Origin of the sequence: Aurantibacter sp., from assembly GCF_039941195.1 — a bacterium.
Lineage (GTDB): Bacteria > Bacteroidota > Bacteroidia > Flavobacteriales > Flavobacteriaceae > Aurantibacter_A.
Genome location: NZ_JBDVFA010000076.1, coordinates 1 through 18,948, shown reverse-complemented (window position 1 = coordinate 18,948; position 18,948 = coordinate 1). Strand labels below are relative to the sequence as shown.

At 36.1% G+C, this 18,948-nt stretch carries 14 protein-coding genes and 1 pseudogene; 9 read left to right on the top strand and 6 right to left on the bottom strand.

Going from position 1 to position 18,948, the window contains the following annotated elements; genetic code table 11:
* The 5 genes from ABJF52_RS12725 to dnaE form a co-directional block, all read left to right on the top strand.
* A partial coding sequence (locus tag ABJF52_RS12725; RefSeq protein WP_348150775.1) for a T9SS type A sorting domain-containing protein occupies positions 1 to 552 on the top strand: 552 nt, incomplete at its 5' end.
* Positions 549 to 1,250, top strand: coding sequence for a hypothetical protein (locus ABJF52_RS12720; protein ID WP_348150772.1), 702 nt, complete (start codon positions 549 to 551; stop codon positions 1,248 to 1,250). The genes ABJF52_RS12725 and ABJF52_RS12720, both read left to right, overlap by 4 nt.
* A 284-nt stretch (positions 1,251 to 1,534) precedes the next feature.
* Positions 1,535 to 1,705, top strand: coding sequence for a DUF6747 family protein (locus tag ABJF52_RS12715; protein WP_348150769.1), 171 nt, complete (start codon positions 1,535 to 1,537; stop codon positions 1,703 to 1,705).
* 142 nt (positions 1,706 to 1,847) lie between these two features.
* A complete protein-coding gene (locus tag ABJF52_RS12710; protein WP_348150766.1) occupies positions 1,848 to 3,062 on the top strand; it encodes a DNA polymerase IV in 1,215 nt (404 codons plus the stop codon).
* 69 nt (positions 3,063 to 3,131) lie between these two features.
* On the top strand, positions 3,132 to 6,131 hold the full coding sequence (gene dnaE, locus ABJF52_RS12705) for a DNA polymerase III subunit alpha (RefSeq protein ID WP_348150763.1): 3,000 nt from the start codon (positions 3,132 to 3,134) through the stop codon (positions 6,129 to 6,131).
* A gap of 42 nt (positions 6,132 to 6,173) precedes the next feature.
* Here dnaE and ABJF52_RS12700 read toward each other — a convergent pair whose 3' ends face one another.
* Together ABJF52_RS12700 and ABJF52_RS12695 are read right to left on the bottom strand one after the other, a co-directional pair.
* Positions 6,174 to 7,220 (bottom strand): glycosylase, encoded by a 1,047-nt coding sequence (locus tag ABJF52_RS12700; protein WP_348150760.1) that lies wholly within the window; start codon positions 7,218 to 7,220, stop codon positions 6,174 to 6,176.
* A 21-nt stretch (positions 7,221 to 7,241) separates the two neighbouring features.
* Positions 7,242 to 8,060, bottom strand: coding sequence for a DUF1080 domain-containing protein (locus ABJF52_RS12695; RefSeq protein WP_348150758.1), 819 nt, complete (start codon positions 8,058 to 8,060; stop codon positions 7,242 to 7,244).
* Between the two features lie 116 nt (positions 8,061 to 8,176).
* Between ABJF52_RS12695 and ABJF52_RS12690 the strand changes: the two genes are divergently transcribed.
* From ABJF52_RS12690 to ABJF52_RS12675, 4 genes are all read left to right on the top strand, one after another.
* On the top strand, positions 8,177 to 10,471 hold the full coding sequence (locus ABJF52_RS12690; RefSeq protein WP_348150756.1) for an FdhF/YdeP family oxidoreductase: 2,295 nt from the start codon (positions 8,177 to 8,179) through the stop codon (positions 10,469 to 10,471).
* A gap of 107 nt (positions 10,472 to 10,578) precedes the next feature.
* On the top strand, positions 10,579 to 13,416 hold the full coding sequence (locus ABJF52_RS12685; protein ID WP_348150753.1) for a DUF1549 domain-containing protein: 2,838 nt from the start codon (positions 10,579 to 10,581) through the stop codon (positions 13,414 to 13,416).
* Between the two features lies 1 nt (position 13,417).
* Positions 13,418 to 14,851, top strand: a complete 1,434-nt coding sequence (locus ABJF52_RS12680; RefSeq protein ID WP_348150750.1) for a DUF1501 domain-containing protein — start codon at positions 13,418 to 13,420, stop codon at positions 14,849 to 14,851.
* A gap of 303 nt (positions 14,852 to 15,154) precedes the next feature.
* On the top strand, positions 15,155 to 15,535 hold the full coding sequence (locus tag ABJF52_RS12675; protein ID WP_348150746.1) for a hypothetical protein: 381 nt from the start codon (positions 15,155 to 15,157) through the stop codon (positions 15,533 to 15,535).
* Positions 15,536 to 15,545: 10 nt separating this feature from the next.
* On the opposite strand, the gene ABJF52_RS12670 is transcribed toward ABJF52_RS12675, so the two are convergent.
* The 4 genes and pseudogenes from ABJF52_RS12670 to ABJF52_RS12655 all read right to left on the bottom strand — a co-directional run.
* Entirely contained in the window at positions 15,546 to 16,724 is a 1,179-nt protein-coding gene (locus tag ABJF52_RS12670) for an acyl-CoA dehydrogenase family protein (RefSeq protein WP_348150744.1), read from the bottom strand.
* 56 nt (positions 16,725 to 16,780) lie between these two features.
* Positions 16,781 to 17,512, bottom strand: a complete 732-nt coding sequence (locus ABJF52_RS12665) for a methyltransferase (RefSeq protein ID WP_348150741.1) — start codon at positions 17,510 to 17,512, stop codon at positions 16,781 to 16,783.
* 11 nt (positions 17,513 to 17,523) lie between these two features.
* Positions 17,524 to 18,576 carry an LD-carboxypeptidase gene (locus ABJF52_RS12660; RefSeq protein ID WP_348150738.1) on the bottom strand — a complete coding sequence of 351 codons (1,053 nt, stop codon included), beginning with the start codon at positions 18,574 to 18,576 and terminating at the stop codon, positions 17,524 to 17,526.
* 19 nt (positions 18,577 to 18,595) lie between these two features.
* Positions 18,596 to 18,948 (bottom strand): annotated as a pseudogene (locus ABJF52_RS12655) (arylsulfatase); the annotation flags it as partial.

Sequence of the window (18,948 nt, the reverse complement as noted above, 5' to 3'; positions counted from 1 at the left end):
GATTTACAAGGAGGCACTTATAATGTGTGTATTACTGTAGATGGTCAAACAGGCTATTCGAGTTGTTTTGATGTAGTTGTTGCACAGCCCGAAGCACTGTCGGTAAGTTCAAAAGTGAATTTAAGTGCTAAGTCGGTAAGCTTAAATTTGTCTGGTGCTGATGAGTATACTATTTCATTGAATGATGAAGTAATTGTAACCAGTGAATCGGAAGTAACGATTCCATTAAGAACATCAATAACAAAATTGACAATTAAGACGGATAAATTTTGTCAAGGTTTATATGAGGAGAATTTTGATTTGAATGATGTGGTTGTCGTATATCCTAATCCCGTACAAAGTGGAGCGATTTCAGTAGCACTTAGCAAGACATATAGCTATTCGTTACCAATACAATTAAACACTTTTGATGGTAGAACCATATTTCAAAAAAATATTGAACCCAATACAAGTGAGATTAAACTTGATTCCGATGGCCTAACAGCAGGAGTTTATTTGTTGTCTGTTTTGATAGATGGAGAAACAAAAACATTTAAAATAATAAAACAATGAGAGTAGTAAAACTAATAATGTCGTTACTATTGCTAGTAGTGTTAACTGCGTGTCCAGGTAGTAAGGATGACGGTTCTAATTCAAATCCAATAGGCGACCCAGGTAGTGTAACTTTAGTTTTTCCTGAAAATAATTCTGAGTGTACAAAAGGTGACGCAGTCAACGATTTGCAAAGTGCAATAACTTTTATGTGGGAAGCTTCGCAAAACGCAGATAGTTATGAGGTTAATATAAAGAATCTAGAAAATGGAGATACTCAAAAAACGGAAGTAACAACCAACGAATCTATTATTACATTAAAAAGTAATACTCCTTATGAATGGTTTGTTGTTACAAGAAGTAATAATTCTGATGCTATGCCAGTAAGCGCAACTTGGAAATTTTACAATGCTGGTGAAGGAGTAACAAATTATGCGCCTTTTCCTGCTTCAGTCGTTAGTCCTAGAAGGGGAGAATCTGTTGCTGCAATGACGGCTACAACTCTTGAATGGCAAGGAAGTGATGTTGATAATGATATTGCTGAATTTGAAGTGCTTTTTGGTACAGTAGCTACACCTTCAACAAATATTGGTGCTACCTCTCAGAGTTCAATGTCAGCTAATGTAATTTCAGGACAAACCTATTATTGGCAAGTAATAACCAAAGATAATGTAGGTAATACTTCGCAATCAGAGGTTTTTGATTTTAAAGTTCAGTAAGAAAATAGTATTTCATGTTTGAGTTGGTTAGGTCGGAACCCTGCATCTTACTATAGGTGTAGGGTTTTTCGATGGGAAAATCTTAATGTGCTGTTTTTCAAATTCTTGTGTCATATCAACTTAAAGCAACATACTTCTTTAAAGTGCAAGTAATCTTGCTGAAAGCCCAATAACATGTATTTTGCCTAGTATCACCTCCATTTGAACTAGTATTCCAATTAAATCCTTAATGTAGCATGACCTTTGTATCGCTAACTAATGTTTAACGATTAAATGAAGTGATTATGAAGACAACATTACTTATTAAAGAAATTTATTTACAGGCTTTCAGAAATTTTAGCAATTATGTTATTAAGAACTATTTGAAGGTTTTAACATGGTTTACCTTCTTTTTAATAATAGTGGGCATGTATGCCTTAATATTTAGAATATCAACAGGTTTTGCCTTTGACTAGCGTGCTCTTTTACGAGAAGTAGATTTTGAAAATGAATTTGTAAAACACCTTGCTTTATGCAGGGTGTTTTTTTAGTTATTAAATTGGAAATAATCCAAAAAATTGGAAATAATCCATATATTAGCGTTCTCTTTTGTAACGCATGAATAAAACTATTTTACATCTCGATTTAGATACTTTTTTTGTGTCTGTTGAACGACTTTTAGATAGTCGTTTAAAGAATAAGCCTATTCTTGTAGGTGGTCTTAGCGACCGTGGAGTAGTAGCTGCCTGTAGTTATGAAACACGTGGGTATGGTATTCACTCGGGCATGCCCATGAAAATGGCAAAAGAACTCTGTCCTGAGGCCATACGAATTAAAGGTAATGCAGGTACATATAGCAAACATTCTAATCTTGTTACCGAAATTGTTAAGGAACATGTGCCACTTTTTGAAAAATCGAGTATCGATGAATTTTATGCAGACCTCACCGGAATGGATCGCTTTTTTGGCTCGTATAAATATGCGTCCGAGTTGCGAAAAAAAATTATTAAAGAAACAGGTTTGCCTATTTCTTTTGGCTTGTCGGGTAATAAAGTAGTATCTAAAGTGGCAACGGGGGAAGCGAAACCCAATAACCAATTGAAAATTGATTATGGTTTAGAAAAACCATTTTTGGCGCCCTTATCTATAAAAAAAATACCCATGGTGGGCGATAAAACATATCAAACGCTCAGAAACTTAGGTTTGCGAAAAGTGGGCACGATACAAGAAATGCCAATAGATGTTATGCGGCGTGTATTGGGTAAAAATGGTGCAGTAATTTGGAAACGTGCCAATGGTATTGATCACACACCTGTAATTCCGTTTTGGGAACGAAAATCTATTTCCACAGAGCGCACTTTTGATAAAGACACTATTGATGTTGTAAAGTTGAGAGGCATTTTAATAGCAATGACAGAAAATTTGGCTTATCAGTTACGGCGAGGTGAAAAATTGACGGCCTGCATAGCGGTAAGAATTCGGTATTCCGATTATAACACTTATTCAAAACAGGTGCGAATACCGTATACCAGTGCTGATCATATTTTAATTCCGAAAATTTTAGAGCTATTTAAAACACTTTATAACAGAAGGCTATTAGTGCGTTTAATTGGAGTTCGGTTTACCCATTTGGTAAGTGGTAATTATCAAATAAACTTATTTGAAGATACCGAAGAAGCTTTAAACCTTTATCAGGCTATGGACCATATTCGAAAAAAGTATGGTGATAAAAGTGTGATTCGAGCTGCAGCTATGGGCGCACGTACTATTGGGCGAATGAATAATCCATTTAATGGGCAACCACCAATCGTTTTAGCACACCGAAAGCAATAATCTAGTTGTTGGTTGATAGTTGTCGGTTGAGCAAAATACTATCAACGAACAGCGAACAACGAACAATCTTTGTATCTAAACTGTCATACATATTATAGTCTTCGCTTCGGAACTTTTTCCGAAATAGAACTCTTGCGACTTGCACAAGAGAATCATGTAACACAACTGGTACTAACCGATATTAATAATACTTCGGGTGCTTTAAATTTTGTGCGTAAGGCCCCTGAATATAATGTAAGGCCTATACTTGGTATTGATTTTAGAAACGGAGTAGATCAATGTTTTGTAGGTATTGCGAAAAATAACGAAGGGTATTTAAATTTAAATAATTTTCTATCAAAGCATTTGCACGAAGCGAAAGAGCTGCCGTTAATTGCTCCTAAATTTGAAGATGTTTATGTGGTTTATCCTTTTGAAAAAGTACTGCAGAATGAGCAAATAACGTTTACAGATTATGAGTATATCGGTATTTCAATAGCCGATTTACGAAAACTGCCTTTTTCGCGCTTAGCTAAAATGAGAGATAAGTTAGTGGTACAGCAGCCTGTTACATTTCGTAATAAAGCTGATTTTAATGCGCATCGATTACTGCGAGCTGTCGACAATAATATATTGCTGAGTAAGCTAGAGCAAAGTGAAGAGGCTAATGAGAATGAGAAGATTTTTCCAGTAGCGAACTTAGCGGTAGCTTTTTCGGAATTTCCCTTTATTCTTGAAAATACAGAGCGACTACTTAATTCTTGTGTAATACATTTTGATTTTTCTAGTAAACGAAAGCCACAAAACCTTAAAACATATACAGCCACTAAGCAAGAGGACGAAGAAATGATTGAGCGACTCTGTCAAGAAGGTTTACCGTATCGGTATCCCGATGGGGGAGAAGACGTTCTAAAGCGTGTGTCAAAAGAGTTGGAGCTTATTAAAAGCATGGGTTTTGTTTCTTATTTTTTGATTAATTGGGATATTGTCAGTTTTGCTCGAAAACAAGGTTTTTTTTACGTGGGTAGGGGCAGTGGTGCAAATAGTATTGTTGCATACCTCTTGCGTATTACCGATGTAGATCCAATGGAATTAGATTTATATTTTGAGCGTTTTATGAATTTGTATCGGGCCAATCCACCAGATTTTGATATCGATTTTTCGCATCACGATCGACCAACCGTTACTCAATATATTTTTAATCGCTTTAAAAATGTGGCGCTTTTGGGTACTTATGTCACCTTTAAAGAACGAGGAGTTATTCGTGAATTAGGTAAGGTATTCGGACTTCCAAAAAGTGAGATTGATATGCTTTCTGGCGGAAAATATAGCCCTTCACAGCTTGATGAGGTATCGCGTTTGGTTATAAAATATGGCGGTCTAATTATGGGTATGCCAAATTACCTAAGTATTCATGCAGGAGGCATATTAATTAGTGAAAAACCCTTGCATTGGTTTGCTGCAACTCACCTGCCACCCAAAGGTTTTCCGACCGTTCAGTTTGATATGGTTATTTCTGAAGACGTGGGACTTTATAAATTTGATATCCTTGGGCAGCGTGGACTCTCGAAAATACGCGAGGCCGTTGATATTATTGGGTATAATCAGCCTGAAAAAATTAACACTTTTGATATTCATGACGTGCGTCGATTTAAGACCGATCAGTCGGTTAATGCATTAATTAAGAGTGCACAGTGTATGGGTTGTTTTTATGTAGAATCACCCGCTATGCGTATGCTTTTAAAGAAGTTGGAGGTTGATAATTACCTTGGTTTGGTGGCGGCAAGTTCAATAATTAGACCCGGTGTTGCGAAAAGTGGCATGATGCGAGAATACATTCTTCGTCATCGAAATCCAGGGCGAGATAAAGAAAGAGCGCATCCTGTTATGTTGGAAATTATGCCAGACACGTATGGGGTAATGGTCTACCAAGAGGATGTTATTAAAGTAGCGCATCATTTTGCAAATTTAGATTTGGGCGAAGCTGATGTGTTGCGGCGCGGTATGAGTGGTAAGTTTCGTTCACGTGAAGAGTTTCAAAAAGTAAAAGAAAAGTTTTTTGAGAATTGTAGAAAGAAAGCATACCAAGAAAAGCTCATTTCAGAGGTTTGGGAGCAGATTGCCAGCTTTGCGGGTTATGCATTTGCTAAGGGGCATTCAGCTTCTTATGCGGTGGAAAGTTATCAAACCTTGTTTTTGCGTGCCTATTACCCCTTAGAATATATGGTAGCTGTACTTAATAATGGCGGTGGTTTTTATCGTCCAGAGTTTTATGTGCACGAAGCTCGAATGATGGGTGCAACAGTAAATCCGCCTTGTATTAATAGAAGTTTTAATAAAAATACGATTTATGGAAAGGCTATTTATCTTGGGTTTGGTTATTTACATGAATTAGAAAATAGAATTGCAGAGCGAATTATAAAAGATAGAACAGCCAACGGAAGTTTTAGTTCTTTAGAAGATTTTTTAGATCGCGTTTTTATTAGTATTGATCAGATGAGTATTCTCATTCGTATTGATGCTTTTCGGTTTACGGGGGTAAACAAGCATAAATTACTTTGGAAAGCGCATCTGTTTCTTAATAAAAATGTGAAAATAGATCACCCGAAATTGTTTCCACCGAAGCATCAGAATTTTGAGATTCCACAATTGCATACTACCGTTTTAGAAATGGCATTTACGCAATTAGAGCTTTTAGGCTTTTGTTTGTGTAGCCCGTTCGAATTACTGGCAGAACCACCCAAAAACAATAGGAATGTTGAGGATTTAGACCGATTTTTAGGACATCATATTGATATTTATGGGTATCTGGTAACCTTTAAGAATACAAAAACCCATGATGGAAAACGCATGTATTTTGCTACAATGATTGATCAAAAAGGTAAAGTCTTCGATTCAGTGCATTTTCCTCCAGTTGCTGCGCAGTATTATTTCACAGGAAGAGGTATTTATCGTTTTTATGGTAAAGTGGTTAGTGAATTCGGTTTTTTAAGCATAGAGGTTATTAAAATGCTAAAACAAGATTATATACAAGATCCGCGCTACGCAGAAATGAAGACGAGTGTTCGGGTTTTTCAGGAGAAAAGTTGAGGTAAATTAAGAGTGGTGGGTTATTGTTTGATTGTTGTGGTTTTATTTTTTCAAATCCTCAGAAGTGGCCAATGCTATCACCCTACCATTATCACCTACAGCATTGTAAAAATGGTAAACAACACCTTTCCATTTTAGAACCCAAGGTTTGTGGGCGTATTCTTTATCATACGTTTCAGAAGGCGCTAGTAAGTCTTCACCTTCCCAGTCTGTCCAATGTATTAAATCGTACGAACAAGCAAAACGTTCGAAAGCTCCAGGTTTCCAGAAGGCGCCAAAATAAAACATAACGTAAATATCATCGATTTTCGCAATCTGAGCATCTCCACAAATCCCTTTTCCTCTAGTTATAACTGGATTTTCCCCAAATCGTTCCCATGAAAGCATATCGTCTGAAACCGCCATGGCAATACTTTCAAAGTTGTCTTTAACTCCTTTTGCATTATAATACATTACAAAGGGATGTCCAGTAAGTTTGGCATTATCTCGAATAACTAAGCTTTTGTAAATGGTTTTGTTTTCAAACCATCGAGCATCTTCATCTTCTGGGGTTAAAAGCGGAGAGTGGTTTGTATTCCAAAGCGCAGCCGATGTTGGGGTAGCAGTGTTGGCTAAGCCTATTTTTAATGTGCCAGCTTCATAGCCAACAGTATTTCCACCCAAATAGGTCATCCAGTAATTGTCGTTGTAATTTTCTAAAGCATAATCGCCACCCCATTCGGTATTTACAAGTGAAACGTAGCCTGCTTTTTGATTAGCATCCCAGGTGTCTTTCGTAAATGATAGTATTTTCCCTTTCGATTTCCAATGGAGCAAATCCTCACTTTCTGATAGCCAAGTTTCATAGCCTTGACCATTAAAAACTATATAAGTCATATACCAGATATCGTTTTTGCGAAAGATAGTCGGGCTATCAACCATCTTATTGTCGTCGGGTTGTTCAATAACCACTCCGTATTTAAAAGGCGTTTTAATCTCGTTAAAGATCTTTTGCATTTCTTCCTGAGGGACTACTTTGTTTAGGGCAGTATCTTTTTGTTTGCAACCAATTACCGATATTGCTGCGATTAGCAATAGTAGATTCTTCATATAAAGAGATGTGTATTTACTTTACAACTCCTTCAACATAATATTCCGGTATTCAACTTTCATAGGTGGGCCAACATGCACTTGCATGCCTAATTTACCAGCTGTCATACTATTTATGCTATCGTTATCGATTACCTCACTCATTAAAACACCATTAATATAATGTTGTAATTTATTCCCTTTAATGATTAAATGAGCAGCATTCCAGTCGTTACTTTTAATTTTTGTTTTCAGACTGTCTGAATTCCCTAGTTCCCTTAAAATATTGCGATTTTGCCAACAGTTATTTTTTACGTTACCTCGTAAAGAACCTTTTACATCCGCATTATCCTGAGCGGTTATCTCTGCTTTTTCACCCCTATAGGCTAGGGTTGCTCGTTTGCGTTCTTCGTAATTTTGACCAGTATACCGAATCTTCCCATCGATATCTGCCTGATAACCTCGTAAAGCATAGGGTATGGTGTCTAATTGGTCACTACGGTAGTTAATACCGCTATTTCCATCTTCTGAAATTTTAAACTCTAATTTTAATTCAAAATCTGCCAATTGGTCATTTTCATAAATAATGAAGGTGTTTGATTTTAATAGGGTTTCTGGGGTGATTTCACCAACAATAGTTCCATCAACAACACTCCAGTATGTGCTGTCTCCATTCCAGCCATTTAATGTTGTGCCATCAAAAATTGATTTGAAATCATCACTTGAAGTAATCTCTTCAGGAGCTAATTCTGCATCGTTTTTTTTTGGTTTTTCTTTACAAGATTGCAATGTGAAAACAGAGAGCAGCGCAATAATTAACAGAGTTGATAATGAATTGAAATGTTTGGTCTTGAAATTCATGATTTGGTTTTAAGGTTTAGTCTAGTTTCTAAAAGTACTAAAATAAGAAACAAAATGGAGCAGTTATAATCAATAGTAATAAGGCACAGGTTTTTCAAAATAATTACCTTTATAGGATGCGAGAATTTACAAGAAAAGTCTCTATTACGGGGTCTACAGAATTTACTGGGTTAGAATTGAAAGAGCCAGTGCGGATTGCAGCTGGAGCACTTGGTGTAAAAGAAGCCCTTAGACATGGATTTAAAGAGATGGGTATTGTTCGTTCAATGAGTGCATTGTTTGAGATGAATCAGAAAGACGGCTTTGATTGCCCAAGTTGTGCCTGGCCTGATCCTGAAGAGCCTTCTAAACTTGGAGAATATTGTGAAAACGGAGCAAAAGCACTTGCAGATGAGGCGACTACCAAAAAGATTGATGCTGATTTTTTTAAGAAACATTCGGTAGAAGAATTATCCCAACTTACAGATTATCAAATAAATAAATTTGGAAGATTAGTAGAGCCAATGGTTTTACTTCCGGGAAAGGTTAATTACGAGTCAATTACTTGGGAGAATGCCTTTAGTTTGATTTCGAATGAATTACATAAGCTTAATTCTCCAAATGAGGCTATTTTTTATACCTCTGGTAGGTCGAGTAACGAAGCCGCATTCTTATATGGAATGTTTGCGCGCGCTGTAGGAACTAATAATATGCCTGATTGTTCAAATATGTGTCACGAGTCTAGCGGTATAGCATTAGGCGAAACTTTGGGAATTGGTAAAGGTTCCGTAAAGCTAGAGGATTTATACGAAGCAGAGGTCGTTCTTGTTGCGGGTCAAAACCCGGGAACCAATCACCCAAGAATGTTATCGGCTTTGGCAAAATGCAAAGAGAATGGCGGAAAAGTTGTTAGTATTAATCCTCTTGAAGAATCAGGCTTAGTAGAGTTTAAAAATCCACAACAGGTAAAAGGTTGGTTCGGTAGTCCGAGTGCAATAGCAGATTTACATTTAGCAGTAAATATCAATCAAGATATTGCATTAATGAAGTTGGTTATAAAAAAATTGGCAGCATTAGATGTTGAAAATCAGTCGGTTTTTGATCATAATTTTATTGAACAATATACTGAAGGGTATGAAAAATTGATTGCAGATATTGCCCAGCATAATGAGGAGGAGCTGCTTAGTTTATGCGGTTTGGATAATAATGATATAAACATTTTAGTTGAATTGTTAGCTCGTAAATCTAAGATAGTGGTTTGTTGGGCCATGGGCTTAACGCAGCACAAAAATGGAGTAGAAACAATACGAGAATATATTAATTTATTGTTGCTTAAAGGAGCGCTTGGTAAACCAAATGCAGGCACATGTCCAGTTCGTGGTCATAGTAATGTACAAGGTGATCGCAGTGTTGGTATTATGCATTTCGTTGATGAATATTTAAATAAACGAATAGAAAAACACCTTGGTTTTAAAGCGCCAACTGAAGAAGGTTTTGATACTGTAGATGCTATTAAAGCAATGCATGAAGGTAAGGGAAAAGTTTTTATGTGTCTTGGAGGAAATTTTTTAATGGCTGCTTCTGATACTGCATATACGGCAGAGGCAATGCAAAACTGCGAGTTAACGGTGCAAGTAAGTACCAAATTAAATCGTTCACATTTGGTAACTGGCAAAACGGCATTAATTCTACCAACTATCGGTCGTTCTGAAAAGGATATGAAGAATGGCGAGCAACGTCACTTTACAGTTGAAAATAGTATGGGGCGTGTTACACAATCTAAAGGGGTATTAAAGCCAGCATCTGAGGAATTAATGAGCGAGCCTGAAATTATTGGTCAATTGGCTGATGATTATTTTCAAGGTAAGCATACGGTCAATTGGAAGAAGCTTGGAGAAGATTACGAATTAACACGTTCTTTTATTGATAAAGTAATCAAAGGTTTTGAAGGTACAGAAGCTCGATCTAAAGGTGTAGGTTATTATTTGCCTAATAATGTGCGCGACTTGGATTTCAGTAAATTATCGAACGGGAAAGCTAAGATTACAATTAATAGTTTGCCACAACATCACTTAAGTCTCAACGAATTCATGTTGATGACAATTCGTTCGCATGATCAATTTAATACCACGATTTATGGTTTGGATGATAGATACCGAGGAGTATATAATGAGCGAAGAGTGCTTTTTATGAATGCGGAGGATGTTTCTAAATTAAATTTAAAGAAGTTTGATGTGGTTGATATTCGAAGTAATTATGATGGCAAAATTAGGACTGCAAATAAATTTCTAATAATTCCTTACAACATTCCAAAGGGTAATTTGGCGGCCTATTTTCCGGAGACCAATATTTTAGTGCCTCATAATCATTATGCCGATAGAAGCAAAACTCCAATAAGCAAGTCCATAAAGGTGACTGTAGCAAAAGTGTAAAGTTGTAGTAAAATTCAGTATTATGAAGCATTTCTTCAAATTGGGAGAATATTGTTTTGAATAAAACAGAACAGCAATGGCTTAAAGAATATTCTTAAATTAGAAGGATGGAAGAAAGTCATTGGGTATTTCAGTTATTAGGGCGACTGCATCCTATGGTTGTGCATTTTCCGATTGGTCTTTTGGTTGTTGCACTTTTTTTTGAACTTCTTACTATACGTGGTAAAAGACCTTCGTTGCGCGAGGGTATTAAATGGATGTTGTATTTGGGTGCTTTTTTTGCCATGCTATCTGCGCTATTTGGTTGGCTTCTTAAAACGGAAGACGATTATAGTGGTCAACTAGTTGAGAACCATCAGAATGTAGGAATTGCTACAGCTGCATTTGCAATACTTTCTGTATTCTTATTATCTAAAAGCCTCAAGGGGAAATTATCAAGTTTTTTAGTTTACCGCATAAGTCTTGTAATTACAGTGTTGTTATTAACTGTAGCAGGTCATTTAGGGTCTAGTATTACACATGGCGAAGATTATTTGACTAATGTGTTTTTAAATGACAAATCTGAAAATGACAATGATGCGACTGCATTGCTTTTGACTAAACTTAAAGATGTGGATTCATTATCCATGAACCAACAAGATAAATTGAATTTAGGAGTTAGAGCAATATTCGCTCATAATTGCTATCAATGTCATAGTGAGAACAAACGCAAAGGGGGTCTCGAATTAGATAATAAAGAAGGAGTTTATAAAGGTGGAGAATCGGGTGTAATAATCGTAGAAGGTAAGCCACAAGAAAGTGAACTTTTTAGAAGAGTTTCACTTTCACCAAACGATGACGAAGTAATGCCTAAAAAAGGCAAGGTGTTAAAGCCAAATGAAATTGCCTTAATTAAACTTTGGATTAAAAATGGTGCGCATTGGTCCGATCAAGCACTGAAGGTTTTTCCAGAAGCAGATTTAGCACTTACTAGACCTAATTTGCCAAAAGGTAGTTTGGAAGAACACCCAGTGGATAAATTGATCGATGAGTATTTTAAGAAGAAAGATATTTCATGGCCTGAAAAGGTGAACGACCATATGTTTGTTCGTCGTGCCTACTTAGACGTGGTGGGTTTATTACCAAGTCCCAGTGAAGTTACTAGTTTCATCGAAAATCAAAATCCGCATAAAAGAGATGTACTAATAAATAAATTGCTAAATGATACTACAAATTATACGCAACATTGGTTGACTTTCTGGAACGATTTACTACGAAATGATTATAGTGGCCCGGGATTTATTACAGGAGGTAGAAAGCAAATTACTAATTGGTTATATAGAAGTTTAGAACAAAACAAACCATATGACGAAATGGTTAAAGAATTAATCAATCCTACGGCCGAATCTGAAGGTTTTATAAAAGGTATACAATGGCGTGGTGTTGTAAATGCCAGTCAGCGTACAGAAATGCAAGCTGCTCAAAATATAGGACAATCGTTGCTTGGTGTGAATGTAAAATGTGCCTCTTGTCATAATAGTTTTGTAAGCAATTTAACACTAGAAGAATCTTATGGCTTTGCAGCAATTTTCGCTGATTCAGTTTTAGAATTAAATCGTTGTGATAAGCCCATTGGGAAAATGGCAAAGGTTAGTTTTTTATACCCCGAACTGGGTGATGTAAATGCTGAAACTGTAATGGAGCGTTTAGCATTACTCTCCGAAGTAATTATAAAACCAGAAAACGGTCGAATGTATCGCACGCTCGTAAATCGTATCTGGAAAAAATTTATGGGTAGAGGCATAGTGGAGCCGGTTGATGAAATGGATAAGGAGCCTTGGGATGCAAATATTTTAGATTGGCTGGCTTCAGATTTTATTGATTCAGGACATGATTTAAAGCACTTAATGCGTCAAATATTAAGCTCTAAAACATATCAATTAGCAACGGCAAAGTATTCAACTTTAGAAGCAATAAAAGGCGATTATGTTTTTCAAGGTCCTTTAGTTAGGCGATTGAGTGCAGAGCAGTTTTCAGATGCAGTAAGTAAAACCATTGCTCCATTGTATCCTACAGTTGAGTACGATCCAACAGGAAAGATTTTAAAGGACAAAAGGTTTTGGCATCGCGAAGTTAAATTTGATAGAACTGTGTTGCCAGAGCCGGGTACCCGATATTTTCGTCAACAAATAAAAGTCCCAATTGCGAATATTGAAAAAGCACTAGTTTTAATTTCGGTAGATCATTCATATGCATTGCAGATTAATGGGGAAGAAGTTGGGAAAGGAAATAATTGGCGAGAGGTTGATAAAATTGAAGTTTCAAAGTATTTAATCCCAGGAAATAACACAGTTGCAATAATTGCTAATAATGAAGGGACAATAGCGAATCCTGCAGGGATTTTATTTGGTATGCGACTTTATTTAGAAAATGGCGAAGAAATAGATGTTGATTCAGATAAAAATTGGAAGAGTACAGATGTGTTGCCGGATGCTGACTGGGTTCAAATAAATTTTGATGATTCTGAATGGAAAGAAACTCAGAATTATGGTTCAGCGAACTGGGGTAAATTGGTTGAATTTAATTTTGATAATAGCAAGCAACAAATAGCGAGAGCCAGTTTGGTGAAACAACATCCGTTTATGAAGGCACTCGGTAGACCATCAAGAGAAAATGTTACAACCACCAGAGACGAACAAGCTACTTTGCTTCAGGCACTAGAGCTCACCAACGGGGAGTATTTTAATGTTGTTTTAAATGAAGGGGCTACGTTCTGGTTAAATACAATTGGCAATAAAAGTGAAAAAATCACAGAAAATCTGTATCAAAAATTATTAGGTAGAAGCCCAACATCAATGGAGAAAAAAATCATAACTGATGCATTCGGAAGTACTGTTAATAAAGAAACGGTACAAGATTTATTTTGGACGGTATTGGTTTTACCTGAATTTCAATTTATTTATTAAGATGGATTCAATAAATAATAGATCGCGTAGAGAATTTATAAAAAAAATGACTGCAGCAAGTCTAAGTGCAGCTGCAACAACAATTCCTACAGCTAATTTTTTAAGCTCTTGTGGCAGGACAGAAGCACTTGCATCAAAAGCTGATACAGTGATTTTGTTGTGGATGGCTGGTGGTATGGCACATACTGAAACTTTTGATCCTAAGGCTTATGTGCCTTATAAAAAAGGAGTGGAGAGTAAGAGGATTTTAAGTACGTTTCCGAAATCACCTACAATTGTGGATGGACTCGATTTTTCTGAAGGACTTGAAGGTATTGGAAACGTAATGGATAAAGGCGCTATCATTCGTTCTTATAAATCTGCAGATTTAGGTCACATTTTACATACTCGACATCAATACCATTGGCATACCTGTTATGAACCACCACAATCGGTACAAGCGCCACATTTAGGAGCGTGGATAGCAAAAGAGTTAGGTCCTGTGAATGATGTAATTCCTCCTTTTATAGCTATGGGACAACGTTTTACTGTAGGTGAGGCAGAAGAATTAAAAGCATTTCATTCGGCTGGATTCTTGGGTACGGAATATGGCCCATTTTTAATTCCTGATCCATCAACCGGACTTGACAGTGTTCGTCCTCCACAAGGTATGTCAATGAAAAGATTCGAGGCGCGGTATAAATTGTATAAAGAATTGGCAAACAATAGTCAGGTCATGGAAAATGGGAGTGATTATCAACGAGAGTCGTTAATGCGTTCTATGGAGCAGTCATATCGATTATTAAATTCTCCTGAAGCAAAAGTTTTTGATTTATCTGAAGAATCTAAAGAAACCTATGACACTTATAATACCGGTAGATTTGGTTTGGGTTGTCTTTTAGCAAAAAGACTAGCTATGAATGGAGGGCGTTTTATTAGTGTGTCAACGGAATATGAGCCTTTCTTGGGTTGGGATACGCATGAAAATGGACATTTGCGCGCAGCTAAAATGAAAGAACTCATAGATAGGCCGATTGCTCAATTAATAAAGGATTTGAATGAATCGGGCCATTTAGACCGAACGTTAATTATTTTAGCAAGTGAATTTAGTAGAGATGCTATTATGGAAGGACGTCCAGGGTTAAAGGTTAAAGATCAGGTGAATCAACCTGATATAATTGAAGATGAAAAATTCTATGGAATGCATCGTCACTTTACAGATGGCAGTTCTGTTTTAATGTGGGGTGGAGGAATAAAAAAAGGAATGGTCTATGGCAAAACAGCGGATGAACGTCCTTGTTCATCTATAGAAAATCCTGTAGTAATAGATCAAATTCATCAATCTGTTTATCATGCCTTAGGAATTGATTCGCAAACTAATTATACAATTGAAGGAAGACCTTTTTATACTACACCAGATGGGCATGGTAAACCAATTTTGGATCTTTTTGCTTGATTTAGTATTTTCATTTAAGTCGTGGATAGAATTGCTATAAACTAAAAAGAGCTCCGTCTTACGATCGGAGCTCTTTTACGAGAACACTATATGAAAATGAAAAAATTTTATTCGTTTTTTATTACATGTCAAACATACGAACAGCATCTAATTGTGTAAAAAAAATGATGTGAAACTGGGTAATTCTGTTGTGAAAGGATTGATATTTGATTTTTAGGTGCAATTTTTCATTAAAAAGTGGGCATTACATATAATTTAAAATAGATTTTTTACGTTGTATTTGTAGCCATCCATCTTGACAAAATGAAAAAATTTGCCGTCATTTTAGTATTTATCCTAGCATTGTTTTCTTGTACTAAAGAAAATGTTGGTGTAATTAATACGGAATTGGAAGGAAAATGGATATTAACAAATGCAGCTTGTTATTGTAATTTTGATGAGAATGTTGACTTCGGAACGCATCAAATTACTTTTCTAGGAAGTAGGTTAGATGTGGAGAATTCTGCAGAAACTAAATTTTTAACTAATGCAGATGGTGAATATTCGGTTGAAGGAAATATAATTGTTTTTGATTCAGGAGCTCAATTTTCTTATGTCGTTAATAATGATAAACTAGAATTGACTGCAGCGGATAATCCACAAATTGCTGATGATGAATTGGTACTGTCCTACGAAAAGTATTAAAAACTCTTTCTTACTGAAATGCAGGAAAACCGGTAATATCAGCACCAGTAATTAGTAAATGAATGTCATGTGTTCCTTCATAAGTAATTACACTTTCGAGATTCATCATATGGCGCATTATCGAGTAATCGCCAGTAATACCCATACCTCCTAATATTTGTCTGGCTTCTCTAGCAATTTTAATAGCCATGTCCACATTATTCCTTTTAGCCATAGAAATTTGAGCAGAGGTTGCTTTGCCTTCATTTTTTAGTTGTCCTAATCTAAAGGCTAATAATTGTGCCTTGGTGATTTCTGTAATCATTTCAGCCAATTTCTTTTGTTGCAACTGAAAAGCCGCTATGGGTTTTCCAAATTGTACCCGTTCTTTAGCATATCGTAATGCAGTATCGTAGCAATCCATAGCTGCTCCAATAGCACCCCAAGAAATTCCATATCGCGCAGAGTCTAAACATCCAAGTGGAGCTCCTAAACCATTTTTACCTGGCAGTAGATTTTCTTTAGGCACTTTTACATTGTCAAAAATTAACTCGCCAGTTGCAGATGCTCTTAACGACCATTTATTATGTGTTTCGGGGGTTGAAAAACCTTCCATGCCTCTTTCTACAATGAGTCCGTGAATTCTACCCGCTTCATTTTTAGCCCATACTATAGCGATGTCTGCAAAAGGGGAATTTGAAATCCAAAGTTTAGCACCATTCAATAAATAGTGGTCACCCATATCTTTAAATTTGGTTTCCATTCCATTTGGGTTTGATCCATGATTAGGTTCTGTTAAACCAAAACACCCCATAAATTCGCCTGTAGCTAATTTTGGTAAATATTTTTTTCGTTGCGCGTCTGAACCATATTGATAAATTGGATACATTACCAATGAAGATTGAACTGATGCCGTTGAACGAACACCACTATCACCACGTTCTATTTCTTGCATGATAATGCCGTAGCTAATCTGATCTAATCCGGCCCCTCCATACTCCGTAGGAATATATGGGCCAAACGCTCCAATTTCGGCTAAACCATTAATAATTTGTTTAGGGAATTCTGCCTTTTGAGCATATTCTTCTATTATGGGTGAGATATCTCTCTTAACCCATCTTCTTGCCGCATCACGAACAAGTTTGTGTTCATCTGAAAGTAAATCATCAAGGTTATAATAGTCTGGTGCTTCAAAAAGATCCGGTTTCATGTCGGCGTGTTTTTATCAAATATAGTTATGAAACGCAACATTACCTTTGCAAATTGTTACATTTTTAAATAAAAATCTTTAGTAAGCGCGATATACTGCGCCGTATATATATGTCGTGCAGTTTCTATAATTAGTTCATTACTATTAATTTCTTGCTCATGAAATGTAAACTCTAATAGGCTTCTTTTTATTTTAGCATTTTCGTTTCCTTTTACTCTGGTAATCTTTTTGGGAAATAATTTATGCTGAGCCGACATTTTAATGAAGTTTTCTTCTTCGTTAAAAGGAATTACTGTGGCAAATGTGCCGCTGGATTCTAATAAGAGTGAAACTCCATGAATTAGTTCGTCAAAGGGTAGTGCGTCATAAAATCTAGCTTTTTTTCTTGATGAATCTACTGCTACATCCCCATTAGTAACTGAAAGGGGAGGCTCATAAAATGGAGGGTTGCAAATTATTAGCTCATATTTATCTTCTATTTCTTCGAGTAATTCGTCAAAAGCAGCATGATAGCAAAACATACGATCAGCCCAATCGGAAACTTCAAAATTATCAACACATTGCTCATACGCATCTTCATCAATTTCAATGGCATCAATAGTTTCGGCATTGCTACGTTGGGCTAGCATCAGTGCAATTACTCCAGTTCCAGAACCAATATCCAAAATTGAGTTTGGTTCTTTATTTAAAGATACCCAAGCGCCTAGCAAAACACCATCTGTACCAATTTTCATAGCACATTGATCTTGATTTACCGTGAATTGTTTGAATTTAAAAGTTTGTTTCAAATGTTCTTTTTTTATTTCACAGCCTTTTCCAAAAGTTGAATACTCATCGTGGAGGTGTTTAGTTTAGCTTTAATGCCTATCGGGAAGGTGAAATTGTTTTTGATATGACCAAAACTCATTCCGTAAACAGCTGGTATTCCTAGCGGTTTTATTCGGTCCATTATTACTTCCTTTAAGGTGAAAGATTTGGATGTTTTTGGTTTATCGCATCCAGCAAATACACCAAATACAATTCCTGCAGCATTTTTAAAAGTTTCACCTTGTATTAGTTGCGTAAGCATCCTATCAATTCGATAAGGAGCTTCTTCCACATCTTCAATACATACAATAGCGTTGGTAAAGTCGATTTCATGGGGTGTGCCAATAAGTGCATTAATTAAGGTTAAGCTTCCACCTGATAATCTTCCAACTGCTGCGCCTTCAGTTATGGTGTAGCGCTCATATTCGCTATTGTTCTTTAATTTGTTATTCGATAGAATTACATTTTTTATTGTAAAACTTTCTTTGGGATTTATAATGATATTTTCTAACTTTTCAATACTATAAGAATCATCTAATGTACTTCCAACAGGTCCGTGGAAGCAAACTAACCCCGTTTCTTTATGAATACCGTTTAAAAGCGATGTAATATCACTAAACCCAACAAGTACTTTAGGGTTAGTTTTTATTAAATTGTAATTTATTAAGTGCATAATTCTTGTGCAGCCATATCCGCCTCTAGCGCAAAGAATTCCATCAATATTAGGGTTGTTAAACATTTCGTTTAAATCATCTACTCGTTCTTTATCTGTATTGCTGAAATAACCAGAATTACCAAGAATACGGTTGGTGTTATATGTTTTAAACCCCATTCTTTTTAGGGTGTGAATGGTATTTTTTAAAATTTCAGATGTAATGGCGTATCCGGGTGCTATTATACCAATAGTGTCTCCTTTTTTTAGTTGTTTTGGTAAAAGCAACTTGTTGTGTTCTGATGTTTTAGTGGTGCCAAAAGTTTTTTGAGGTATGGTAAGCGCAGCAGAAGCACTCAATGTTGTACTGATAAACTTTCTTCTTTTAATCATAAACCTAATTTTGATTTAGTTATTTCGTATCTAACCTGCCCGGCTCTCTCGTTTCACTGCCATCTAATTCTAATAAAGAATCTCCTAATTTGGAACGCATATTGTTGGATAATAGCTTTATTTGTTCCACTATTTCTGGGTTTACAGATGCGACATTTTTTGTTTCACTAATATCATTTACAACATCATATAATTCAATTTCTTCCATATCAATCATTCTATAATCTCCCGGTAACCCATCCTTACCAGGTTCTTGTCCATTCATGGTTCTATATCTATGTGGAAAATATAATTTCCACTTCCCATAGCGCACACCCATTAATTCATTTACTCGATAGTAAAAGAAATATGCTTCTTGGGGGCTTTCAGTGC

What these genes read in the sequence shown, in the direction of transcription:
- ABJF52_RS12720 (WP_348150772.1), top strand. Translation starts at nt 549, where the DNA reads ATGAGAGTAGTAAAACTAATAATGTCGTTACTATTGCTAGTAGTGTTA.
- ABJF52_RS12715 (WP_348150769.1), top strand. Translation starts at nt 1,535, where the DNA reads ATGAAGACAACATTACTTATTAAAGAAATTTATTTACAGGCTTTCAGA.
- ABJF52_RS12710 (WP_348150766.1), top strand. Translation starts at nt 1,848, where the DNA reads ATGAATAAAACTATTTTACATCTCGATTTAGATACTTTTTTTGTGTCT.
- ABJF52_RS12700 (WP_348150760.1), bottom strand. Translation starts at nt 7,220, where the DNA reads ATGAAGAATCTACTATTGCTAATCGCAGCAATATCGGTAATTGGTTGC.
- ABJF52_RS12695 (WP_348150758.1), bottom strand. Translation starts at nt 8,060, where the DNA reads ATGAATTTCAAGACCAAACATTTCAATTCATTATCAACTCTGTTAATT.
- ABJF52_RS12690 (WP_348150756.1), top strand. Translation starts at nt 8,177, where the DNA reads ATGCGAGAATTTACAAGAAAAGTCTCTATTACGGGGTCTACAGAATTT.
- ABJF52_RS12685 (WP_348150753.1), top strand. Translation starts at nt 10,579, where the DNA reads ATGGAAGAAAGTCATTGGGTATTTCAGTTATTAGGGCGACTGCATCCT.
- ABJF52_RS12680 (WP_348150750.1), top strand. Translation starts at nt 13,418, where the DNA reads ATGGATTCAATAAATAATAGATCGCGTAGAGAATTTATAAAAAAAATG.
- ABJF52_RS12675 (WP_348150746.1), top strand. Translation starts at nt 15,155, where the DNA reads ATGAAAAAATTTGCCGTCATTTTAGTATTTATCCTAGCATTGTTTTCT.
- ABJF52_RS12670 (WP_348150744.1), bottom strand. Translation starts at nt 16,724, where the DNA reads ATGAAACCGGATCTTTTTGAAGCACCAGACTATTATAACCTTGATGAT.
- ABJF52_RS12660 (WP_348150738.1), bottom strand. Translation starts at nt 18,576, where the DNA reads ATGATTAAAAGAAGAAAGTTTATCAGTACAACATTGAGTGCTTCTGCT.